This is a genomic window from Lachnospira rogosae (ex Hitch et al. 2025) (assembly GCF_040096455.1).
Classification (GTDB): domain Bacteria; phylum Bacillota; class Clostridia; order Lachnospirales; family Lachnospiraceae; genus Lachnospira; species Lachnospira rogosae.
Genome location: NZ_JBBMER010000004.1, coordinates 157,383 through 182,941, shown reverse-complemented (window position 1 = coordinate 182,941; position 25,559 = coordinate 157,383). Strand labels below are relative to the sequence as shown.

Sequence of the window (25,559 nt, the reverse complement as noted above, 5' to 3'; positions counted from 1 at the left end):
TCTTCTTATGCTTCTATCAGCTTTAGCATCGCTGGCTGTCTTTCAACCATTGGTATATTTTGTTTTATTTATTAAGTAGATTTTATAGCATAGTAAAATATATTTGTCAATATATTATATTTGAATAGCTTTAAAATATATTTCAGTGGATTAGGAATGAAATAGAGATGGGGGATTTTTGCGTAAAAAAACAGCCGGACAATAGATTTACGAAAAGGGGATGTCCCCTGTTACTGGACAAGCCAGTAAAGCGGGGACTGGGGATTGAGGCTCTATTGTCAGACTGTTGTGGTTATTGTCACCTATTTATTATCTGATTATGATTTAACTATTTGCTGTCTGTTTATGGTGGACGATAGATATTTATTATTTATCGTCTATTTCTTCTAGTTCCAGTTCTTCAGACTCATTGTATTCTTCGGGGAGATCTTTTGTGGTTGATGACTGATATGGGACGGCATCATCAGATACTTCTTCATCTATATCTTCTTCTAAGTCATCATATAAGATATCTTCTTCATCATCTTCAAGTTCCATATCGTCTAAGTCTTCCTCGTCTATATCTTCGTCTTCGTAGCCGTCCATTGCTCCTACGAAGGCTTTTTTGCTCTTTGAAAGCTTAATGCTTAAGGCTATAACTACAACTATTAATGCTATTATTACAACAGCAAGGACTGCTAATATAACGAATATATAATCGCTTACTGTATTAAATGCCTTATCACTGTCAGCTGTCTTTATGTTGGTGTTAATTACCTGTTCATCTGCCATATTGTAACCGGCGTAACCTTGTATTGTGCCATCATTGACATTGTATCTGAACCAGCCTGTTTCTCCTGTAGAGCTTACGCCGTAGAATAATGCGTAGTTGCCTGTTCTATCAAGAAGGGCATCGACTTCTTTGCCATTGATTACTGTTCTTCCAACATCATAGCCTTCTGGAAGTTCCATAGATGCTTCATCTATGGCAAGTATGCAGTATGTAAATTGTGGCTGGCTTACTTCTACGAATTGTGAAAATGTCTTTCTCACCGAATCGTATACATAATAACCGCTCTCACCTTTGCCATCTGTACTTTCAAGATAGACAATTGTTACTCCTGTATCAATTCCAACACCTGCTGATACCTTTGTTCCATTATAATCATACTCTGTTGGAGTATAGCCATCTGGAAGTGGGTGTTCATCATTAGCAGATACAATCTTATATTCAGCATTATCTACTGTAATATTCGGCTCTTGTATTGCTTCACTGTTAGGATCCTGCACATCAGGAATATTATTATTGTCTGTTGATCCATTAGATGAGTCCGAACCTGTTGCCTGATTATTTTCATTAGAAGCTGAATTAGTTTCCTTGGTTGTCTTTATTGTATAAGTTCTTTTACTGCCATTTTCTGCTGTTACAGTAATTGTTGTTGTGTTAAATCCTGGATCCATTCTCTTGCCAGATACGCTTACAGTTGCCTTTGAATCATTAGGAACTGCACTTACTGTAAGGCTTGCACAGTCAGCACCAACAGATGTTGTATAAGTAGTTACATCTGGTGAAAATGCTGGAGATAACACACCAGGACTTATCTGTAATGAACTTAATGTATTATCTGATGAATATGAAGCTGGTGCAGAAGCTGTAACTGAACCTGACGATTTGGATATACTGCACGCCTGCATATCTATATCAATAACCTTGGAATCACCTATAACATTAAGGCTTGAAGTACCAGCTCCGATAATCCTAAATGTTATTGTCTTTGACTGGCTGCTTGCTGTACTTTCGTCCATAAAGCTGACCATCGCAGTTCCCGAATTACTTGAGCTTCCGCTTAATGCTAATATTGATGGGTCATAGGATACATATATTGTAGCTCCGCCTATTCCGCTCGATGCACTGATTGACACATCTATGGATACTGTATCGCCTATCGTACCACTTGCTGAACCAATTGATACTCTTGCTGTTCCTGCCGCTAATATATCTGTCTTATTCACAAAAGCCATTACAGCACACATACATATAATAAGCAGTGCTGAAATTATCTTTTTAACCTTATTCATATATGTCCTCTCTTCTTGCAGTCACTACTGCTGGATATATCCTATATTTAATATGTGTCTTTTAATAGCAACGAAATCATACAAATCTATAACTCCGTCCCTGTTAATATCCGCAGCCTCTTTATAACTGCCCTGTGGCTGTCCAATTCCAAGAACTGCTCTCTTAATAGCCACGAAATCATATAAATCTATAACTCCGTCACCATTAACATCTCCATATATAACTATAGAATATTCATCATATACACTTCCGTCTGCCTTGTATACAACTAACTTATCACCAGTAACTACTGTGTCGCCTCTCTCGCTTCCGTCATTCTTTAATATTTTTCCATAACAGCCATTGCTGTATGATACATTATCAAGAACACTTGATGCCTGACTTCCGACACCTATCTTAGTCATTATCTTCTTTGATGAATCGACATTATAATCTGTCTTAAAACCATCTGTATTACCACCAGATTGTGCAGACTTTCTTGTTATATTTATTACATATGTCTTTATGTCACCATTTTCAGCCGTTACAGTAATATTGATTACATTATTGCCAACGCTTAAGCTGTGGCTTCCACGTCCGCTTACTGTTGCATTGCCATCTATAAGTCCTGCCGATACATTAACACTTGTAATATCATTTTCTACAATGAGACTGTAATCAGTATTATCAGATGAAAATGTAGGAGTTAATGTATAACCATCTACTGATAATGAACTAAGCCTGTTATTCGCACTCTGGTTGCCATCTGGTATTATACATCTTGACGATGGCATATTATCATATACCGGAATGTTAAACTTAAATGTTGTATTATTAAGCGTGTATGAACTATATGCCTTCTTAGCCCTTGTCGCTTCTGACCTTGGTGCAAGCACATTAGTCATATACTGGTGTGAGAAGTTCTTAACATCAAACTTCTCATAATATATAGTATCCTGACCCTTGTTAATGTACCATTTTCCAAGATTGACAGCACCACCTACAACAGCCCTGTAACGCGAATTCCAAGGCCTCATATTAGAGCTGTCGGTCTGTCTGGCATATTTCAAACCATTCTGGACTGCTGACAGACCGCCGCTTGCATAAGCGTTCTGGCTGTAATAATTATAATAGCCCTCGTATCCGCTTACATTTCCAGATATCTGGTTGCCTCGTCCGTCTGCACCCTGTTCCTGAATAATTCTTGTTGCAAGGTGATATGGGCTTACCTTGGATACTTCACCTGCATACATAAGCAGTGAAGCATAGTCATAGCCGTCAAGATTGTGGCTTGAATTCTCCATAAATGTTCCGCTTATAATATTGCGCACACCGTCTATATTATGTACTGATGAGTCATAAGAAAGACTTTCAAACATAAATATGTATGTATCATCAAGAAAGTTTCTTGGGTCAAGTGCATATTTCACAAGTCCCTCAGATGCCTGAACCCAGCCACCACTGTCAAGCTCTGTATACTCACCTGTATTCCAGTCATAACAGCCATCAGCCGTAGACTTCCACGAAGCATCTGCCGAACTGTATATAAGGCTTCGTCCTAATACATTCTGGGCATTAACCATAGTATCCCAGTCCCTTCCATTATGGTCTGCTACAAATACCCATAATGGATATGCACTGTGAAGCTGCCTTAAGCTTTCCCTGTAGGAAGCCGGGAAATTCTGTGCCTCAAGATAATCTTCAAAATTATTATCTGGTGTATAATCTGACTTTGCTTCCCTGGTAGTATACTCTGATGTTATATATCCTCTTGTGTATTCACCATTGAGATAAAAACCTATGCTGTACCACTTATATGTCGCACTCGTATTCACTTCTTCGTATATATCGAACTTAAATCCACCATCTACTTTAGTAATTACACTTCCATTAACAGGTGCTGTCCTTATTCTAAGGCTTGTTACATCATAATTAACATAACCTGTAGCAATAATTGTATCATCTGCTTTAGCGGTAAATGTATACGAAAATCCTGTCACCATACATACAAGAATGACTGCCATAAGTACTATGGCTACTGCTTTTTTTATAATCTCTCTGTAGCTTACGTTCATCTAATCACCTTGTTCCTTATTAAATCTGCAATTTAGTTGTTCTTTCCAAACTCAGATAACTTAAGTCCCTCATTACGTTCAAGCACCATATTAACTGACCAGCTGTTAGCAAATACCAATAACGGATTGCCCTTAAGGTCTTTAATCTTCTTCATATCAGAAGTACCGACAATTCTGTTCACATCAACTTCTTCTGGATTTTCAATCCATCTGATATGTTCATATGGAAGCGGCTCTAACTTTATATCTACATTGTACTCATTCTTAAGTCTGTATTCAAGAACTTCAAACTGAAGTACACCGACAACGCCGACAATAATTTCTTCCATTCCAGTGTTATATTCCTGAAATATCTGAATAGCACCTTCCTGTGCAATCTGGCTTATTCCCTTAATGAACTGCTTACGCTTCATTGTATCAATCTGCCTTACTCTTGCAAAATGTTCCGGTGCGAATGTAGGAATTCCATCAAACTGGAACTTCTTATTAGAAGTACATATAGTATCACCTATTGAGAATATACCCGGATCGAATACACCTATTATATCTCCTGCATAAGCTTCTTCTACAATGTGTCTTTCCTGTGCCATCATCTGCTGTGGCTGTGAAAGCCTTATCTTCTTGCCACCCTGAACGTGGTTAGCTTCCATACCGGCAGTGAACTTTCCTGAACATATACGCATAAATGCAATTCTATCTCTATGTGCCTTATTCATATTAGCCTGTATCTTAAATACAAAAGCAGAGAAATCTTCCTTAAATGGGTCTATAAGACCTACTGACGAATTACGTGGAAGTGGTGATGTAGTCATATCAAGGAAATGCTGTAAAAATGTCTCTACACCAAAGTTAGTAAGTGCTGAACCAAAGAATACAGGTGTTAAATCTCCTGCCTGAACCTTGGCAAGATCAAATTCTGCACTTGCACCATCTAAGAGTTCTACATCTTCTTCAAGCTTAGCCCAGTAATCATCACCAATCTCTGCCTTAAGCTCATCATCATCTATTGATATATTCTTAGTATCTACTTCCTTCTGTCCATTCATTGCCGCCTTAAAGAGTGATACCTCTTTCTGCTTTCTGTCATATACACCCTTAAATGCCTTACCACAGCCTATAGGCCAGTTGATAGGACAAGTAGCAATTCCAAGTACATTTTCTATCTCATCAAGAAGCTCAAATGGGTCGTTGGCTTCTCTATCCATTTTATTAATAAATGTAAAGATCGGAATATGTCTCATAACACATACTTTAAAAAGCTTAATAGTCTGTTTCTCAACACCCTTTGAAGCATCTATAACCATTACGGCTGAGTCAGCAGCCATAAGAGTTCTATAAGTATCCTCTGAGAAATCTTCGTGTCCAGGTGTATCAAGAATATTAATGCAATATCCATCATAATTAAACTGAAGTACTGAAGATGTTACAGAGATACCTCTTTCCTTCTCAATCTCCATCCAGTCTGATACTGCGTGTTTCGCTGTCTTCTTACCCTTTACAGAACCAGCAAGATTAATAGCACCACCATATAACAAGAACTTCTCAGTAAGTGTTGTCTTACCAGCATCCGGGTGGGATATGATTGCAAATGTCCTTCTTTTCTTAATTTCACTTGTAATATCTGACATAATTTCTCCATTTCTTAAATCATTTTACACTTTAACTAATCTAGTATATAGTATCCATCAATTTAATTCAACTACTTAGTGCCGGACTATTTTATAAACTACTCAGTTTATTCTATTACCTATTCCAGATAATTACTCTACAGTTAAGCTTCTTCCCAGTGCAAAGGAATATATTACTTTTTCTTTAACCTTTAAGCCTGTTATCTGTGACAGTGCCATAGCATAGTAATCAAGCTGGATAGAATATCTTCTTCTAAGCTCGTCCTCTCCTGCCCTGCCTCTTAACACCCGGTCAGTCTTATAATCAACTATAACAAGCTGTCCGTCCTCAATAAAATACAGGTCAATGACCCCCTGTACAAGCTGTCTGTCATATTCAAATACAAATGGCTGTTCCCTTTTCACTCCGCCGTAAGCATATGCACGCTTAATTCTTTCACCTATTGATGAACCTGCAAATGTATCTATATCCTTAAGCTTTATGCATTCAGCTTGTTTTAATGACAGCTTTTCTTCTCTTACCATTCTGTCAATTTCATTCTTTATATCCTCAGTGCTTCCAGCTTTTGAATAATTCAGACATTCCATAACCCTGTGGTATGCCGTTCCACGTTCATTACTTACAAGCTCTTTTTCTTCACTGCTTATAAACTTAGGAACTGTTGGAATATATTCGTCTGCAGCTTCAGGTTCTGTCCCGCCGTCTGCTTCTTTAACACCGCCAGCCGCTTCTTTAATTCTTTCTGCCTCCATAATGCCCACAGCCTTTTTGATACTGTCTGCCGCAAAAGCATTTTGCTCGTAATCTGCTTCATTCTGCATTTTCTTTAACTCACTGACAGTTACTTTTACTTTTCTGTCTGCATCAGGGTCTTTAATATATGGCGGAAGCTCCTTTAAAGGCGAAGTTCCATAGGCTGTTTTTTCGCCTACCTGACTTTCATCTGCCGCTTGGATTCCGGTCTGGTCAATGTCCGATTTGTTCAATAAAGAATTAATTTCTTCCACACCAATAAGCTTTATGTTGAATTCTCCTTTATTGTATTCCTTTCCAGTAAGTACAACTGGAATTACCATATCTGCGAACTTGTCTATCTTCTCGCAGTCAGCATAAGAATATATTCCAGACATTCTAATCTCATCAGCAATTGAATTCCAGCCTGTCATTGCCTTGTCTGTGTCAGTGACATTTCCCATCATAATAAGCTTTTCCCTTGCTCGTGTCATTGCAACATACAGAACTCTTTCTTCCTCGGATATTCCATCTCTTACAATCTTTCTTGCAATCGCCCCTTTTATAATAGTAGATGTCTTGGTCTTGCGGTCAAGATTAACATAATCAGCACCTATGCCCAGCTCTTTATCAATAACAATCCTGCTTCTTGCATCCATTTTATTAATCTGCTTGTTAAGTCCGGCTACAATTACAACCGGAAACTCAAGACCTTTGCTCTTATGTATGCTCATTACCCTTACAGAGTCGCCGTTATCTCCCATACCCTGTGAGTCGGTTATATCTATGTCGTATTTCTGCAATCTTTCTATATATCTTAAGAAATTAAAAAGTCCGCTGTAGCTTGTTCCCTCAAATGAAGATGCCCTGTCAAGAAGCACATCTATATTAGATTGTCTTTTAGCTCCTGCCGGCATAGTTCCTGCGTAATCATAATAACCTGTGTTGTATACAATCTCCCACAGCAAATCATAGATAGTCATTATTCTGGATTTATCTCTTAAGGCATTAAGCTTATCAATAAATGCACTGCATTTCTTATAATCGCAATCCTCGTCCTCATTCTCTGCTATGCTCTTCATCTGCCTGATAAGAAACTTCTGTGAATATTTCTTTCCTGATATTCTTATCTTGCATAATTCATCTTCCGTAAAACCTCCAAAGTATGACAGAAGCACAGAAGCCATAGGTATATCCTGCAATGGATTGTCTATGCAGGTAAGCAGGCTTATAAGAACCTTTATCTCCCTTAATTTAAAATACTGCTGTGCAGTATCTGCCATAGCCGGCACTCCGCAGTCAAGCAGTTCATTAACAAGCACATCTGCCCAGCCTGTAAGCGTTCTTGTGAGAATAACAATATCACCATATTTTATTCTCCTGTAATCTTCAAGGTCAGCATCATACACGTAATAAGCATTATCTTCTGACATAAGTTCTCTTATTCTTAATGCGGCATATCTTGCCTCTGCCCTTATTCCATCGCCGTCCTCATCACCCGACATATCAACAAGCACAATATCTGTGCTTTTCTCACTGTCCTGCCCGAAGTTTCTTTTATCCTCACACGCTGGATAATCTAACCCACAGTTAAGCTGCTGCCTATCATCATACTGTATGCCGCAGAAATTCTTATTCATAACACGGAAGAATACATCATTGGTACTATCAAGAACATTACTTCTGCTTCGGAAATTCTTCTGTAATTCTATCTTACAAGAACTTATATTCTGCTCACCACCGCCAAATGATGTATCTTCGCAGTCATTATACTGTGCTGTATCTTTGCAGTTATCATTCTGCGATGAATAATTATCATACTTGCTCATAAATAACTCAGGACACGCAAGTCTGAACTTATATATACTCTGCTTAACATCTCCAACCATATATACATTATTGAAATAATCGGACATTCTCTGCCTTGATACAGCAGTAAGTATTTCTTCCTGTAACTGGTTGGAATCCTGATACTCGTCTATTAATATCTCATCAAAGCTCTCTGCAAGTTCATCTGCTGTCCTGGTATACTCAATAATACCAGCATTATTCTTTACAAGAATATCAAGTGCAAGATGTTCCATATCATTAAAATCTATTATTCCACGGTCTTTTTTCTGTTCTGCCATTCTTTGTGCAAAATCATTAGCAAGCTTTACCATCATAGCAATCATTGGTGCATTAGCTTTCACATCTTCCATTAATGTATCAATATCTGCTGTGAACACACCACTGATAAGAGAATTAATATATTTCTTGAAATTATTTCTTTCATTCTTGACATATTCTTTTAAATCTTCCCTCGCATCAGGCATTTTCTTATTGCTTAATCTGTCAAATACCGTCTTTCTTATTCTTACCGAAAGGTCATCAAAGTCTGGTGCTTCAAGTATTCTTTTGATATTCATATAATCTGAATTGATTGCATCAAGATATGACACCGGACCGTCTACGTGCTGGCAAAGTTCAATCATATATTCATATTTGCGGCAGTAATCACTCAGCGAATTGATAATGCTTTCATACAGGTCAGCTATCGCCCTGTTGTTAGAATTATCTGGTGCTTCATACATATCAAGCGTTTCCTTATACCATTCAGAAGGCCATGGATTGCTTCGTGCAAGATTATATATTTTCTTAATAAGTTCTTCTATATTCTGGTCATTACGTCCTGTTCCATAAGCCTCTACAAGATTAATAAAATCCTCATCTGCCTCTGTATAATAGTCCTCAAGAAGCTCCTGCATTACATCATTCTCAAGAAGTGTAATCTCTCCATTATCTGCCGCCCTGAAACCGGGGTCTAATTCAATCTCTGAAAAATGATTTTTTATTATCCACAGACAGAAACTATCTATTGTTGTTATATGTGCATTGTTAATAAGTGCAATCTGCTTTAAAAGATTGGTATCTGCCTCATTATTGTCAAGCATATCATCAAGCCTGTTTCTTATTCTTGCTTTCATCTCTGCCGCGGCGGCCTTGGTAAATGTAACAACAACAAGTCTGTCTATATCTGTGCTGTTCTCACCTGTAATCATATTGATAATTCGTTCAACAAGAACCGCTGTCTTTCCTGAACCTGCGGCGGCTGACACAAGTATATTCCTGTTCTTAGTATCTATTGCCTTAAGCTGTTCATCAGTCCATTTCTTTGCCATCATTACACCTCTGAATTACTGTCAGTTTCTTTGTTATATTCTTCACTATCGTTATACTTTTCTGTACTGTTATGCTCTTTACTACTGCTGTACGCTTCACCGCTGTTATTCTCATCTATTAATTTCCATATATCTTCTTTGCTTAAATTGGAAAGTCTTCGATAACTTGTACCCGGCATATCTGTGCTAAATCCACACACACTGTTATACTGACAATAAGTACAACTGTTCTCATTACCCTTAATATACGGATTGATATTAATGCTTCCATTAAGTATCTTTCCTGCGTTATTGACATTTTCTTTATCAACATATTCACCAAGCTTATCGAACTCATCAGTTGTCATAACCCTGCTGTATCGCATATCAAGTTCACCAGATTTATTGTAACTGATAGGAATATTAACAGATGAACCCTCTGTTGAATCCATCATACTTATAATATTCTTATTAGAATTAACAACGCCCTTCATTCTTAATTCTTTTCTTATAAGTGCCTCGACCTCGTCATCATCTTTCTTCGCCTCAACTATCGGGTCCTGAATATTATAATATAAAAGCCCTGCTGGAATTATATTCTTGTCACCATATTTCTTCTTTTCATATATCATTGCTTCCCTCATATATGTAAGGAGCTGGATTTTCAAGCCATAATATGTCTTTAAAAGGTTAAAATCTGACTGTCCTGTCTTGTAATCCACTACTTTGATATATAAATTTTCGTCATCATCGCACACATCTATCCGGTCTATCTTGCCCTTCATATAAAATAGTACATCGTGCGGAAGTTCTTCTATCTGTGTAAGAAATCCCTTCTCAAATGCATCTGGCCTGAATATTCCGTCAGCAAGCTGCTTTCCAATTGCCCACAGTGTCCTGTCAGCGTAATTCTTCATTCTCTGTATAAGATACTCATTACGGCTTGAGTCCTTAAGTATCGTATTGCCATAATTCTCAGCTATTGCATTGATACTCTCTGATACCATCTGGCTTCTTTCCTCATCACTTAAAAGCACGAAGGATTTATTGTTCTGCTTTATATTTTTTGACACATCTTCAATTACAGCGTGAAGAATTGTACCAAAGTCATTAACCGCAAACTGATATTCTTCCCTCTCTTTAAGCCCAAGTCCATACTGGCAGAAATATGCGAACTGGCACGAAGCGAACTGTTCAAATGATGTTACGCTTCCTGTAAGCTCCCTTCCATATAATTCAAGTGCAATTCCCTCTGCAAGCACTTTATTAAGATTGCCCTCGCTCCATACAATGTCTGCTTTTGGAATTCGTATATATGCGTGTTCTGCAAATGTATCCTCTCTTGCGTACTCTTTAACAAGCGGAAACATTTTCTTAATCATTCTTATTATGTAAGAAGGAAGAACAGCTTTCATATCCATGCCATTGCGTGCATAAGTTATATAAAGCTTTTCTGATGTCTTTGTCATAATAAGGTATAAATAAAATCTCTGAATAAACGCTTTTTCCCTGACTGACATTGATAATGATACGTCCATACCCTTAAGCCTGTCCCTGTCTGTTTCTGAAAGAACGCTTCTGTTGTCGCTTTTTTTTGGAACATACCCATCATTAACGCCAGCAAAGAACATTACCTTTATATTATCAAGTCTTGTTCTCTCAATATCACCTATTACAACGCAGTCGTTAGCCGGAGGTATAAGTCCTATCTTAATCTCCTCCAATCCAGATGCTATAATGCTGTTGTATTCTTTTAATGTAACCTTCTCACTGCCTAATAATTCAACTATCTTATCTAATAGTTCTATTATCTTCTTATATATCTGTCCATATTCTTCACTATCCACATCTATAGATGACAGCTTCCTTTCACAATCAAGTCCGGCTATGAATTCATATAAAGCCCTGGTAATGGCATCTACATTTCCATCTGCCTCCTTAATATCTTTGTGAAGAACATCTATTGGAGTAATGACTTCGCGTCTTAATCTGTTAAGAAGTCCAAGGTCTGTATCTTCCCTTCCTGTCCTGAACTTTCTTATCCATTCATTGTTCCACTGCTTCCTGCCCTTTATGCCAACCGCAAGACAATAATTATCAAGAATATCTATCTCATCTCTTGTAAGTTGGGTAAATCCTGTTCTTAGATATCTGAACATACTGTCATAGGCATAATTCTTCTCGATAATATCAAGTACTGCGGTAATCATTTCCACTAAGCAGTTATCTGTTATATGACGTTTCTGGTCTAAGAAAAATGGTATTTCATTCTGGGAAAATATATTAGCGGCAAGCTTTCCATACACACCAATATCACCTGTAACAACCGCTATATCACTGTATCTGTAGCCTGACAGACGTGTAAGCTCAAGTATCTTTCCTGTTATATACTGCAATTCGTCCTTCGGCGTTGTCCCTGCATACAAAGCTATATCATTTACTTCACCATTATAATGCCTGCTTCCAGCCCTGAATATATTCTTTTCAAGAAATGCAAGCTCCTTTGACGACTTAAAACGTGATATATTATCATCATCAATCATCACAGCATTTTCTATATTAATATGCTGTTCATCACATATCTTATACAAATGTGCCACTGTATCCTTAGTCATATAGAAAAGGTTCTCAATGCCCTCATTGACATTAACCTTCTCACTTGTATCTATAGTCAGTGCCACCTTAATATCCGTGCATATATCAAGAAGCAGACCAATAAGCCTGTACTGTACAGGCGTAAAGCCAGTAAAACCATCAAGTGCTATCACACTGTCTTTAAGCTTTTCTGACTCCTGCACTTTCCTGCACAGAAGATCAAGTATCTCCTCTGATGTAATGTAATTATCTTTTATAAAATTCCTAAATCCACTATAAACAACATTAATGTCACTTAATTTCATTCCAAGCAGACTGTTATTATCAACAGTTTTATTAATTTCATCTATCTTATCAACAGTTATATCATACTGTAACATCTCTGATATGACTGATTTCATCTCAGCCACAAATCCGGTATTGGATATATTACCACTAAAGAATCGAAGTTCTTTCTTGTGCTGTTCTAATATTCTTCTTACTATAAGATTCTTTCCTGTATCATCAAGAACCGGATAGTCAGAAGCCCCGACCTCCTCAAATACTCTATAAGCAAGCCTTTCAAAGCTTATGACATCTATATTAAGAATTCCCTTTCGTGGGTGAAGCTCAACTACACGCTTCTGTGTTGCCATAGTGTACTGCTCTGGCACGATAATTATATAATCTGTGTCTGGATTGTTAATCGACTCCTCTATTATTGAACTATATAAATATGTTGACTTGCCAGCACCCGATCCTCCAAGTATAAGTTGTAATGACATAATAATCCTCATTTCCGTGCACATTTTTATTCAATGAAACTCATTTAAGTATACCATATATAAGTTCTATTTATATATGAATGCTCATATATTTTATCAAAATAAATGTGTGTTATATGAGGGGGATATATGAGCGGTTCAACCAGGATTGTGGTAATTCCACTTAAGAAACTGATAATTATGGTATGCGTAATTGCTGCTCTTATTATATTAGCGGCAATATTTATATTTGGCGGAAGCAGTTCAGATGCTGCCAAAAGTACAGGTGTTAATATAAGCACCAGCACTGACACAGTAAAAAAGAATACATCTTGTCCTACATATTCACCAGGTGTATACACTTCCTCAATACTTCTTAATGGTACTCCTATAGATATTCAGGTTACAGTTGACTCCGACAATATCAACAATATCGAAATGGTTAATCTTTCAGAGTCCGTGCAGACTATGTATCCTATGCTTAATTCTTCATTTGATGAGATAAAGACCGCCGTTATCAACAACGGCTCAACAGATAATATCACCTACAATGCAAGCAGTAAATATACAGCAACTATGCTGTTATCAGCTATAGACAGTGCACTTGCCAAGGCAAGGAACTAACTGCGTAAGGCATTTAAGTCTTTCAGATAAACTTTTTACATCAGACACAGCTGTCTGTAACACTCTTTCTATACAGACGTATGTAAAAACTTCGGGTAATCTATATCCAGTTTGTTCATAGATTACCCGAAGTTCTATTTTAATTATTAGTTCTCAAAATAACTTATCCCGTCATCATTACTTACATTAATAAAGCCTGCATAACCTCTTTCTTCAAGCTTTCCTAAGAACTTGCCCATCTTCTTTGGCTTAACATAAAGCGAACATATCTTGCCTTCTGCCCTGTACTTTTCTGCAAGCTTATAAGCTGCTGTAAGCTCGCCCTCATCATACATTACTGCTATCTTATTGCCCTTATTAGGAAGGTCAATTCCGTGTTCCATAAGTATAGAGAATATTCTCTCAAATCCGATAGAAAATCCTACTGCACTTACCTGCTGTCCTAAGAACTTGCCAATAAGGTTATCATATCTTCCCCCACCTGCAATAGCACCCTTAAAGTCAATGCTTTCAACCTCAAATACAGTTCCTGTGTAGTATCCCTGTCCTCTTACTAATGAAAGGTCGAATACAACATCGAACTCGCCATTACAAAGCTCATTAACTGACTTCATAATATATTCAAGGCTTTCTGCTGGTGCTTTATCTACAAGAATATCTTTAACTGACTCTAAAGAAATCTCCTGTGGATTGCTTACATTTGCAAGAAATCCTGTAAACTTGGCTATAGCTGCTTCTGCGAATTCCTTCTCCTCAAGTTCATTCTTAACGCCTTCAAGACCAATCTTATCCATCTTATCAAATGTTATACATACACTGTCAAGCTGGCTTTCTTCAAATCCGCAGTCCATAAGAAATGCTCTTAAAAGTCGTCTGTCATTAACTTTAACCTTAAAGTTCTTCATTCCTATAGCTTTAAGTGCCTTAGTTGTTATAAGTATAAGCTCAACCTCTGAATCTCTTGAATCAGAACCTATAATATCTATATCACACTGTACGAATTCTCTTAATCTGCCCTTCTGTGGACGTTCTGCCCTGTACACTCTGTCCATCTGTATACACTTCATTGGAAGTGTAAGCTTATCCTTATTATTAGCAAAATATCTGCTTAAAGGAAGTGTAAGGTCATATCTTAAGCCCATATCCGCAAGAACATTTTCATTCTGTGAAGTAACTCCGCTTGCAAGTGCCTTGTCAAGCTTGTCGCCTCTCTTCATAATCTTAAATATAAGATTAAGGTTTTCTCCACCATCACTCTTATCAAGATTTTCAATATCTTCAATAACCGGAGTTGTTATATGTTCAAAACCATTCTCTACATATACTTTTAATATTTCATTCTGGAGATAATCTCTTATCTCTACTTCATTAGGAAGATAATCATTAGTACCTTTTACAGATGTAATCTTCATTCCATTGTCCTCCATTATTACAATTATTACACAATAACTCCCACCATTATATGTGGCGGGAGTTACTTAAACACATTCAATTAACAATTATGCTTCGTCTATAGCTTTACCTATATCGTGACGCATATATTTATTATCAAAATTAACCCATTCTGTCGCTTCATAAGCATTAGCACGGGCTTTCTTTAAATCCTCACCTAATGCTGTTACGCCAAGAACTCGTCCACCATTAGTAACAACCTTGCCTTCTTCGTTGAACTTAGTACCAGCGTGGAATAAAAAGTATGAATCTTTACCCTTGAAATTCTCCATACCTGTTATCTCAAAGCCCTTCTTGTACTCAAGTGGGTAACCGTCTGATGCAAGAACTACGCATACACACGCATTATCAGTAAACTTAAGATCTATCTTATCTAATGTTCCGTCTATGCACGCTTCAAATACATCAATTATATCATTCTCCATTCTTGGAAGAACAACCTGTGCTTCAGGATCACCAAATCTTGCATTATATTCAAGTACCTTAGGACCTTCTGGTGTAAGCATAAGTCCAAAGAATATAACACCCTTAAATGGTCTTCCCTCTGCCTTCATCGCATCAACTGTTGCCTGATATATGTGTGCCTTGCAGAAATCATCAACTTCCTTAGTATAAAATGGTGATGGTGAGAAGTTACCCATACCACCTGTATTAAGCCCCTGATCTCCGTCCTTGGCTCTCTTATGATCCTGTGCAGAAGACATTATCTTTATAGTATTACCATCAACAAATGAAAGAACTGAAACTTCACGTCCTGTCATAAATTCTTCTACTACAATTGTATTACCTGCTGAACCGAACTTCTTGTCAAGCATAAGCTCATCTACACCATCAAGTGCCATCTGCTTGTCTTCACATATAAGAACGCCCTTTCCAAGTGCAAGACCGTCAGCCTTAAGAACGATAGGATACTTAGCTGTTTCAAGATACTTCTTAGCTTCATCAGCAGATGTGAATGTCTCATATGCTGCTGTTGGTATATTGTATTTCTTCATAAGGTCCTTAGAAAATGCCTTTGAACCTTCAAGTATAGCTGCGTTCTTTCTAGGTCCGAATACCCTTAAACCTTCTGCCTCAAATGCATCAACAATACCGCCAACAAGTGGATCATCCATACCAATTACAGTAAGGTCGATTGCATTTTCCTTAGCAAATGCAACAAGCTTATCAAATTCCATAGCTTTAATATCAACACATTCCGCAACCTCAGCAATACCTGCATTACCAGGTGCACAATATATCTTATCAACCTTAGGGCTCTGGCTTATCTTCCAGCATATGGCGTGCTCACGTCCACCGCTGCCTACAACTAAAACCTTCATCTGTTCTTCCTCCAATATAATCTAGTCTTTCTAGTTATCATGTTCATTAGCTATCTTGTTAATAGCGGCAGGCAGTAACTTCCATTCTGCCTGTTCCATAACTCTCTTTTGAAGAATTTCTGGCGTGTCACCATCTTTAACTTCAACAGCTTTCTGGAATATAATCTCTCCTGTATCCATTCCTTCATCTACATAATGCACTGTTGCACCTGTAACCTTAACACCTTTGGCAAGTGCAGCTTCGTGAACGTGAAGTCCGTAAAAGCCTACACCGCAAAAAGATGGGATGAGTGATGGGTGGATATTAATAATTCTATGGCTGTATTCGTGTACCATTTCTTCTGGAATTTTAACAAGGAAGCCCGCAAGCACAATAAGGTCTACATTAAGCGAATTAACCTTTTCAAGAAGTGCTTTATTAAATTCATCTCTTGTAGCATAATCCTTAGGTGATACACAATAAGCTGGTATTCCGTTCTCTTTAGCTCTTGTAAGAGCATAAGCATTAGCATTATTACTTATAACAGCAGCAATCTGTGTATTAGTAATTGTCTTGTCCTTTACACCATCAATTATAGCCTGAAGATTAGTTCCACCTCCAGATACCATAACAGCTATTCTTAGCATAAAGTTACTCCCTTCTCACCTGCTTCAATATTACCGATAACATAAGGTGTCTCACCAGCAGCTTTAATAGCTTCCATAGTTGTATCTACGTCCTCAGGGGCTACTGCAAGTACAAGACCAATACCCATATTAAATGTGTTATACATCATATCTTCTTCAATCTCGCCATCTGTCTGTAACATCTTAAAGATTGGGGGAACTTCATAGCTGTCTTTCTTTACAACAGCTCTTACACCATCTGGTAACATTCTTGGAATGTTCTCATAGAAACCGCCACCTGTGATATGGCTGCATCCCTTAACACGAACTCCTGCGTTCTTAATAGACTTCATAGTCTTAACATATATCTTAGTTGGAGCAAGTAAAGCCTCTCCAAGTGTCTTGCCAAGTGAATCATAATATGTATTAAGTGACTCTTCTGTTATTGTGAATACACTTCTTACAAGTGAAAATCCATTAGAATGAACACCACTTGAAGCAATACCGATAAGTGTATCGCCCGGCTTAATATTCTCACCTGTTATAAGGTCTTTTCTATCAACAACACCTACAGCAAATCCAGCAACATCATATTCATCTACTGGCATAAGTCCTGGGTGTTCTGCTGTTTCACCTCCGATAAGTGCACATTCTGACTGACGGCAGCCCTCTGCTACACCACCTACGATTGTTGCAATCTTTTCTGGATAGTTCTTTCCACATGCAATATAGTCAAGGAAGAAAAGAGGTTCTCCACCTGCACATACAACATCATTAACACACATTGCAACTGCATCAATACCGATTGTATCGTGCTTATCCATAATAAAGGCAAGCTTAACCTTTGTTCCACAGCCATCTGTTCCTGAAAGAAGAACCGGGTCTTCCATCTGCTTAATCTTCTCAAGTGAAAATGCACCTGAAAATCCACCGATACCACCTAACACTTCTGGTCTGAATGTAGACTTGACCGCATCTTTCATTAATTCAACTGACTTGTAACCTGCTTCGATATCAACACCAGCATTCTTGTAATCCATTGTAATCCTCCATTCTTACGCAGCTTATCTGCGAATAACTATGTATGCTTTATAAGCACCATTTTATAATTTAACGACAATCTGATATTTTAATTACTTTGAGTAATTCTTGTATCCTACTTCCTGAAGTCTTGCATCTTTAGCCTGAACACTTTCCTTTAATTCCTTAGTATAATTCTTAAGCCTTTCAAGAAGCTGTTCATCTGATGTCGCAAGAATCTTAGCTGCAAGAATACCTGCATTAGCACCACCATTAATAGCAACTGTTGCAACAGGAATTCCTGTTGGCATCTGTACTATTGAATATAACGAATCTCTACCACCTAAAGAAGTTGTGTGCATTGGAATACCAATAACTGGCATAGGGAATATTGCCGCACACATTCCTGGCAGATGTGCTGCCATTCCTGCTCCTGCAATGATAACCTTGAATCCTTTCTGTTCTGCTGTCTTCGCATATTCAAAGAATACATCTGGTTCTCTGTGAGCAGAGATAATTGTCATCTCATATGAGATACCTAACTTGTCTAATATGTCTGCTGCCTTTGCCATAACAGGCATATCAGAATCACTACCCATAACTATTCCTACTAAAGCCATGTTTAACTTCCTCCATTCTGATAGAAATACAACTATCATCTTAAAATAATATTAAATCACTTATCATTTCATATTATCTGATAAATCATCCATCTGGATAATTAAACAGATAATATAATACAATACCTATAATATTCTACTTTGTTTTAGATATATCGTCAAGGAATTTAACATAAACCGTGTTATTGAACAAATGTCTGTTTTAATCTTCAAACGGTTCGTTAAGCATATCAGTTCCTGAAAGCACAAATCTTCCATTTTCTATTATGCTTGTTTCTTTTCCTGAATAGTCTACAACTGATATTCTTCCAATTTCATCATATGGAATTGTAATATCTGTATGACAATTGTAATATGCCTTGTCAGGCTCACTCTTTCTTAATAAAGACACCTCATTATCCCTTGAGATTATCTCCTTGCCATCAGGATTGAACACTGCAACATCCTCTGACCTTGAATAGCACGTATCACCAAGTGCAAAATGTGGTCCCATTTTCTCAACAATAAGAATTGGAAGTAGATACACAATATCATATCTGTTCGCTGACACATATGCTGTAGTATTAGTTCCTATTGCAAATTCACCGATTGGAAGTGTATTGTGGTTAAACAGGACATTTTCTTTAAATAAATCCTTGCAACGCTTCTCATCCTCATAATTATCACACATATAATCCGTGACAAAACCATCTTTAAAATGCACCTTAAGGTTCTTGAAATTAATGTCGTTAAGATATACCTTGCTTACATTAAGCACGCCCTCTGTTCCCTTAAGGACTGGCGATGTAAATACTTCACCAAGCGGTATATTAACATCTGCAAGGCAGTTCTCAAATACTGTCTGCTTACTGCCATCATTAACCTTCATTATAGATACTTTCATATCCGTTTCATTGCCGTTACAGCCTTTGACCCTGACATACTCTGCTGTATCAAGCACATCTATAATTCTCTGCTGGACAACCTTGTACTTGTCATAATCAAGAGTATTTATCTTGACAATCTCATCAAAAATCTCAGTGAACTTGTCGCCTGCCTCTGGTGATGGATAAGCTATTATAGTAAAGCTTCTCTCCTCGCCTTTAATATATGAATTAACTATAGCTCCTGATTCATTATTATATTTGACTATAAGCTTCTGCTGTTTATCATCAAGATGATAACATTCTTTAGCATCATCTGGCTCAAATGGCTTCTCACCAAATACTTCCATAACAGCAGGACCGCCGTGTACATCGGCAAGTTCTTTATGCTTTTCATACGCATTTTTTAATGCACCAAGCTTTCTCTCAACAAAATCTCCGTCAAGATATAGTGCATTATCAAATCTATGGTCAAATTCCATCTGTTTATTAGGACTTGCGCCATAATAGCCTATCTTAATATGCATACGCTTGTTAATTGAATTAACTGCCGCCCTGTATATAGTAGGCTTAAGCCCCATTGCCTCAAACTGCTTTATCTCTTCTCTTACAAGTCTTTCAAAGCCTACGCAGTATCTGATATTGACAGTCTGCTTCTTCTCTAACGGCTTATTGCCAAGAATAAATCCCTTTCGGTATCCTTCTGTAAATGTTGCCGCCATATCTTTTATCTGCTGTTCAGATAATGAGTTCAAATGCTGTGCCATTTTAATTTCATTATCAGTAATATATTCCCCATATCTGTACAGATATCTTAAATCATTCAAATCGCTGTCCATAATAATTCTTACAGCAAAATCCAGTGATGGGTCTATAAGTTCCCTTATCCTGTATTCAATATGGTCATCACTGTAATCACTTACATACCAGTAGACTGCTTCCTTAAGATGCTTATAATCAGCCTCTGTATTATCAGCCGCACAGTCCTTAACTATGCAGTAAAGCTCAATAAACAGCTCAATAAGTGCTGTTGCATCTGCTAATCTTCGCTCATACATATATACAATCAGACCCCTGATTTCCATATATACCATTGAGAATAATCTTCCGCACTGCTCTCCAAAGCACCTAACACTAACTCTTGGATTAGCATAACTTGTATTATAGGCTTCTCCTGTCACATCTTTATATAAAGCCCTGTTATATTCGCCAAGCTCCTCTAATGAAGCGTTATCAAATGCTTTGCCAGCTATATCATTCTTGAGCTTATCCATAAGCAGTATAAACGCCGATACATTTTTAAAATAATCAGCATAACTGCCAGCACCATAATCTGACAGCTCATCATCTTTATTAATCTCTGATATTCTTTCTATTGCAAGCGAATATCTTTCTTCTATATTATCATCAAACATATTAATCTCCATTTCTATAATAAATATATATATATTAATATCCATTACTATATATATAACAATCCTATTATTTTACATTGTCACACAACAAATGTACTAATCTCTAATACTGCACAACTATTATATTATTCTTTATTGTTACACAAAAATATATTAGCAATTACACTATACCCATAAGGAATACCGCTGCCATAAATACTGCGAGTATTCCACATAACAGTGAGCCCACCTTTGATAAAGTATAGAATTTATCATCTTCCTTAAAGCTAAGAAGCCCGATTACTGAACCTATTATTGAAAATAACAGACTTAACAGTCCAAGACTTCCTACCTTTAAACCTGCATATCCTTCAGCTTTGTAGGATAAATACACGCCATATATTAAGGAAGCCAATGCAAGCAGACCCATTATGGTAGATATTATTCCACCAAGCGACTGCCTTTTATCCGAAAACTTGTATTTATTAAATAATTTCACGCTTAATCCTCTCTTCTAATAATTTTGTACCAGACTGCATATATGATGTATCCTGTCAGTCCTCCCAGACAATTTAATATCAAATCATCTACATCGCAGCTTCCAACCATAGTTATAAGCTGTGTAAGCTCTATTGCCAAAGAAAGACTAAATGAATATAAAGTTGTTGCTATTAATTTAATTCTTCTGTGAGATAGCACTGGAAGAAATATTCCAAAAGGAATAAACGCAACAACATTTCCTATAATATTAAGTCTTGCTATTCTTCCAAGTGAATCATTATCTAATATATATTTCCAGAACCTTTTTATTTCTTTAAAAGGTTCCAGATTGTATATATGTCTTGTCTGCGATGTCCTTCCCATTGACTCAGCAAAGAATACAACGTATATAAGCAGACACATATATATAACAAAAATTATCCATTTCATAACATTATGAAACTTCTGCTTATTCATAATCTCTCTCCACACAATATAATATGCCTGACATACCATTGCAACACTCCGTTAAAGCATTGCAATAATATATCAGGCAGTATATACATTTAAAATAATATATCTGATTTATGTGCAAGAAGTCTTGCTCCATTAACTATCATCATAACACCAGCGCCAATACCAAAAGCGATTGTTACAATTCCAAACACAAGATTTGATACGCCAACTGACTTCATTTTTTTATATAATTTTTCTTCCACAACAATCCTCCATTCCTGCTGGCTTGATAAACCAAACTGACTAATTAATTACGCACCCCATACTGTTCATAATAAGTATCTATGGCTGCCTTTAACTTATCGTCAATGACAACTCTGCCTTCACATTCTTTATTATAAAGATGTTCTACAACGTCTGCCATTGAAACAATTGCACTTGTCTCAAAGCCATATCTTTCCTTAATCTCATCTAACGCGCTCACCTTGCCGCCAAGACCTACTTCCATACGGTTAAGTGATACCATAAGACCGATAATTGTAACATCAGCCGCTCCTCTTACCTTAGGAACTGTCTCTTCCATTGATTTACCTGATGTTGTAACATCTTCTATCATAATAACTCTGTCGCCATCTTTTAGCTTGCTTCCAAGGAAACTTCCCTTATCTGCACCATGGTCCTTTTCTTCCTTACGGTCTGAACAATAACGCACTTCCTTACCATAAAGCTTAGCATAAGCAACGGCTGTAACTACGCTGATTGGAATTCCCTTATATGCTGGTCCAAAAAGAACATCAAAATCATCACCATATGTCTCGTGAATTGCCTTAGCATAATACTCGCCAAGACGCATAAGCTGTGTACCTGTTACATATGCACCTGCATTCATAAAAAATGGTGACTTTCTTCCACTCTTTAATGTGAAATCTCCAAACTTTAACACATCACTCTCAACCATAAAATCTATAAATTCCTGCTTGTATGCTTCCATTGTATCTAAAACCTCCTGTATATGCGGCTTCGCACTGTTATTGTTATATTGGGTCTATTCTAACATAAAACTTTATTGGTTTCAATGTGTATTTGCATTATCAACACGCTCTGCGTTGCTTGGTGAAAATTATTTTAAATCTGTAAAATATTACAGACCATTTGTTTGTTTTGTGTTATAATATTTATAATCATTTCAAACTAAAAAATCCATGCATTTGCATAATTACAAATGCATGGATTACATTCATCTTAGCTTCAGAGAATAATAAAGTTCTATGTATAAAGTTCTATTTCGATTTATTCACAATCGTTTCTTTTACTTTTTACTGTTAATCCTGTCATTATTGTTAAAGCTGACATAAGCAATATCAACCAAAGTCTTATGTCTGTTGTATCTCCTGTCTTTAAGGAGTCATTTTATTCAATATTTTTTCATATAGTAGGCGATTTTTTTGGTTACTTACTTATAAATTTATTCATTCAATTTAATACGAAAAATGATAACAGACGGCGAATTCTTCAACCTTTTTTTCTTTTATCAAGAATATTATACGATATATTTGCAGTCAATTCTTACTCATATATTATAGAACTCTTAACTTGTGCACAAATCCTTATATGTTGTGATAAAAAAATATATAACCGTTTACTTGTACTTATACAATACTATACATACAGCTATTTATCTTCTATTATAATAATTTGTATCCGTATAGTTGTATTAAGGGATATTCAACAATTATATAATAACAAACTTTATATTGATTACAATACACTTTCAAGTATTATCATTTCTTATATCATAGCCTATATATATTTTAATACTAAAAAAAACAAATTATTAAACACAGCAAAACCCTACATATTTCTATATGATTTTATATCAATTGCAACTATCATCACTTTATCAATAGCACCTATTCTCACTGAACCAACAATACTTAATTCACAGATGCTTATTCCTATGTTTTTTATATTAATCGCACTAATAATCATATTTTGTCTTACTACTTATAGTAGAATCGCAATTACTCTTGAAGAAAATGCTATGAATAAAATTCAAATTGAAAAAGCTGCTATGGAATCTGAATATAATTCTCAGATTGACGATAAATTACAACAGCTCCACACATTAAGACACGATATGAAAAATCACCTTCTTATTATTGACAGTTTGTCTGCTGATGGTAAAAATAAACAAATTCACGATTACATACATAAGATAACTGATGAACTTAACCAGACTCAGACTATATCTTCCACTTCATCTACCATATCAGCACTTCTTAACTCTAAAAAGCTCATATGTGATGATAATAAAATAGCATTTGATACACAGTTAGATTTTAACAACATCTATATAAATGACTTTACTCTCATAACAGTGCTTGGAAATATATTAGATAATGCTATAACTGCCGCTTCAAAACTCGATAACGGATATATTAATCTTGCTATTAAACAGGCAGATACATATCTGGCAATACATTGTGAAAATAATCACCACGAAAAAATCAAAAAAAGAGAAGGTCGCTTTATCTCAAGCAAACCTTCTTCTGTCTCTAAGGCTAATCCTTTGCACGGATTAGGTCTTATTAGTGTTACGAATAATGTTAATAAATACGGTGGCACAATTGATATTAACTACAATGATACTACCTTCATTGTTGATATACTTATTCCTAATTACAGATAATAGTATTTAATTATTATCTGTAATTAACAATAGTGTTATCTCTACATTTTTCTTTCTTCAAGCAGCTTTCTTATTTTACTCATATGCCTATTCTTCACTTCTTTATAATGACTTCTGCTTAGTGGCACTTCAACGCCATCCCCAAGACATACCACATTTTCTTTAACTTCTTTTATTGCATCAAAATTGACTATATACCCTTGATGCACATATATAAATATATTTTGATCTAACTTACTACAAATCTTCTTTAATGTTTCATAACACGTTATCTCTGCATCTGTACAATGTAAAACGCATTTATTTCTTCGTTTTTCAATATACTGTATAGTCCTTACGTCTACTATTCGGGTATTTCTCGAAACAGGAACCTCTATGTATCGTTCCTCTGCTTCCTTATAATCAAATGTATATTGCACCAATACAACAGCTCTTGACAGCACTCTTTTCAATTCAGCATATGCAACTGGTTTTACAACATATGCTAATGCTTCAACACCATAAGCTTGTATTGCGTATTTATCAAAACTCGTCACAAAACATATTATTACATCTTGTGTAATTTTACGTATCTGCCTTGCCATATCTACTCCATTAATTTCTGGCATTTCAACATCAAGAAATATAATATCATACTTTAAATCATCATTTTCTATATCCTTCAACAATGCCATTCCTGAATTATATGATGTTATATTAATATTTATTTCAGATTCTTCCGAATATACATCTATATATTTAACAATTCTGTCTATATGCACTTGTTCATCATCACATACTGCTATCTCTACTGTTTTCATACTAATCCTCATTTCTTTATTCATAAATAAAATGTATCACAATGACTATACACTTTCAATTGAGATGTGTTATTTGGTATTTAATCAGTGCTATTCAGAATAAATTCTGTATCTAAACACCCATATGATAAATATTATCGCTTTGAGTTATTGACTTCTAATCTACGTTAGTTTATTCTAACTCTTGTGTATAAATCATGTGGACTCCTTTCATTATGTGTTTACAGCAATCTTAATCTGTTACATTAAGATATGGTTGTCAGCACATTTTCAGGTACTGC

Annotated in this window: 18 protein-coding genes; 2 read left to right on the top strand and 16 right to left on the bottom strand. The window is 36.3% G+C overall.

The genetic code is table 11. The features are described 5' to 3' along the window. Positions 1 to 366: 366 nt before the first annotated feature. The 5 genes from WMO14_RS06995 to WMO14_RS06975 form a co-directional block, all read right to left on the bottom strand. Positions 367 to 2,058 carry a cadherin-like beta sandwich domain-containing protein gene (locus tag WMO14_RS06995; protein ID WP_349153554.1) on the bottom strand — a complete coding sequence of 564 codons (1,692 nt, stop codon included), beginning with the start codon at positions 2,056 to 2,058 and terminating at the stop codon, positions 367 to 369. Between the two features lie 24 nt (positions 2,059 to 2,082). After that, a complete protein-coding gene (locus WMO14_RS06990) occupies positions 2,083 to 4,113 on the bottom strand; it encodes a dockerin type I domain-containing protein (protein ID WP_022502321.1) in 2,031 nt (676 codons plus the stop codon). A gap of 32 nt (positions 4,114 to 4,145) precedes the next feature. Beyond that, positions 4,146 to 5,741: a peptide chain release factor 3 gene (locus WMO14_RS06985; RefSeq protein WP_022502322.1), complete on the bottom strand. Its 1,596-nt coding sequence runs from the start codon at positions 5,739 to 5,741 to the stop codon at positions 4,146 to 4,148. 132 nt (positions 5,742 to 5,873) lie between these two features. Further along, complete coding sequence (locus tag WMO14_RS06980) at positions 5,874 to 9,635, bottom strand: UvrD-helicase domain-containing protein (protein ID WP_349153553.1); 3,762 nt, start codon at positions 9,633 to 9,635, stop codon at positions 5,874 to 5,876. A 2-nt stretch (positions 9,636 to 9,637) separates the two neighbouring features. Next, the gene (locus tag WMO14_RS06975) at positions 9,638 to 12,973 is read right to left on the bottom strand and encodes a PD-(D/E)XK nuclease family protein (RefSeq protein ID WP_349153552.1); all 3,336 of its coding nucleotides are present in this window, start codon (positions 12,971 to 12,973) and stop codon (positions 9,638 to 9,640) included. Positions 12,974 to 13,102: 129 nt separating this feature from the next. Between WMO14_RS06975 and WMO14_RS06970 the strand changes: the two genes are divergently transcribed. After that, positions 13,103 to 13,576, top strand: coding sequence for a hypothetical protein (locus WMO14_RS06970; RefSeq protein WP_055176269.1), 474 nt, complete (start codon positions 13,103 to 13,105; stop codon positions 13,574 to 13,576). Between the two features lie 146 nt (positions 13,577 to 13,722). On the opposite strand, the gene hisS is transcribed toward WMO14_RS06970, so the two are convergent. The 10 genes from hisS to pyrE form a co-directional block, all read right to left on the bottom strand. Further along, the gene (gene hisS / locus WMO14_RS06965; RefSeq protein ID WP_055306745.1) at positions 13,723 to 14,988 is read right to left on the bottom strand and encodes a histidine--tRNA ligase; all 1,266 of its coding nucleotides are present in this window, start codon (positions 14,986 to 14,988) and stop codon (positions 13,723 to 13,725) included. A gap of 87 nt (positions 14,989 to 15,075) precedes the next feature. Further along, a complete protein-coding gene (gene purD / locus WMO14_RS06960; RefSeq protein WP_055176277.1) occupies positions 15,076 to 16,350 on the bottom strand; it encodes a phosphoribosylamine--glycine ligase in 1,275 nt (424 codons plus the stop codon). A gap of 30 nt (positions 16,351 to 16,380) precedes the next feature. Next, positions 16,381 to 16,977: a phosphoribosylglycinamide formyltransferase gene (gene purN / locus WMO14_RS06955; protein ID WP_349153551.1), complete on the bottom strand. Its 597-nt coding sequence runs from the start codon at positions 16,975 to 16,977 to the stop codon at positions 16,381 to 16,383. Next, complete coding sequence (gene purM / locus WMO14_RS06950; protein WP_022502329.1) at positions 16,971 to 17,996, bottom strand: phosphoribosylformylglycinamidine cyclo-ligase; 1,026 nt, start codon at positions 17,994 to 17,996, stop codon at positions 16,971 to 16,973. The genes purN and purM overlap by 7 nt, the downstream gene beginning before the upstream one ends. A 93-nt stretch (positions 17,997 to 18,089) precedes the next feature. Then, positions 18,090 to 18,596 carry a 5-(carboxyamino)imidazole ribonucleotide mutase gene (gene purE / locus WMO14_RS06945; protein WP_055306746.1) on the bottom strand — a complete coding sequence of 169 codons (507 nt, stop codon included), beginning with the start codon at positions 18,594 to 18,596 and terminating at the stop codon, positions 18,090 to 18,092. Between the two features lie 202 nt (positions 18,597 to 18,798). After that, entirely contained in the window at positions 18,799 to 20,874 is a 2,076-nt protein-coding gene (locus WMO14_RS06940; protein WP_022502331.1) for an aminopeptidase, read from the bottom strand. A 160-nt stretch (positions 20,875 to 21,034) separates the two neighbouring features. Beyond that, a complete protein-coding gene (locus WMO14_RS06935) occupies positions 21,035 to 21,352 on the bottom strand; it encodes a DUF6142 family protein (RefSeq protein WP_022502332.1) in 318 nt (105 codons plus the stop codon). 2 nt (positions 21,353 to 21,354) lie between these two features. After that, a complete protein-coding gene (locus WMO14_RS06930) occupies positions 21,355 to 21,810 on the bottom strand; it encodes a VanZ family protein (protein ID WP_070101494.1) in 456 nt (151 codons plus the stop codon). A gap of 89 nt (positions 21,811 to 21,899) precedes the next feature. Next, positions 21,900 to 22,052, bottom strand: a complete 153-nt coding sequence (locus tag WMO14_RS06925; RefSeq protein WP_022502334.1) for a hypothetical protein — start codon at positions 22,050 to 22,052, stop codon at positions 21,900 to 21,902. Between the two features lie 44 nt (positions 22,053 to 22,096). Then, entirely contained in the window at positions 22,097 to 22,780 is a 684-nt protein-coding gene (pyrE, locus tag WMO14_RS06920; RefSeq protein WP_022502335.1) for an orotate phosphoribosyltransferase, read from the bottom strand. Between the two features lie 1,050 nt (positions 22,781 to 23,830). On the opposite strand from pyrE, the gene WMO14_RS06915 reads away from it, so the two are divergent. Then, the gene (locus WMO14_RS06915) at positions 23,831 to 24,478 is read left to right on the top strand and encodes a GHKL domain-containing protein (RefSeq protein ID WP_055176284.1); all 648 of its coding nucleotides are present in this window, start codon (positions 23,831 to 23,833) and stop codon (positions 24,476 to 24,478) included. Positions 24,479 to 24,519: 41 nt separating this feature from the next. Here WMO14_RS06915 and WMO14_RS06910 read toward each other — a convergent pair whose 3' ends face one another. Further along, positions 24,520 to 25,278: a LytR/AlgR family response regulator transcription factor gene (locus WMO14_RS06910; protein ID WP_349153550.1), complete on the bottom strand. Its 759-nt coding sequence runs from the start codon at positions 25,276 to 25,278 to the stop codon at positions 24,520 to 24,522. Positions 25,279 to 25,559 lie beyond the last annotated feature (281 nt).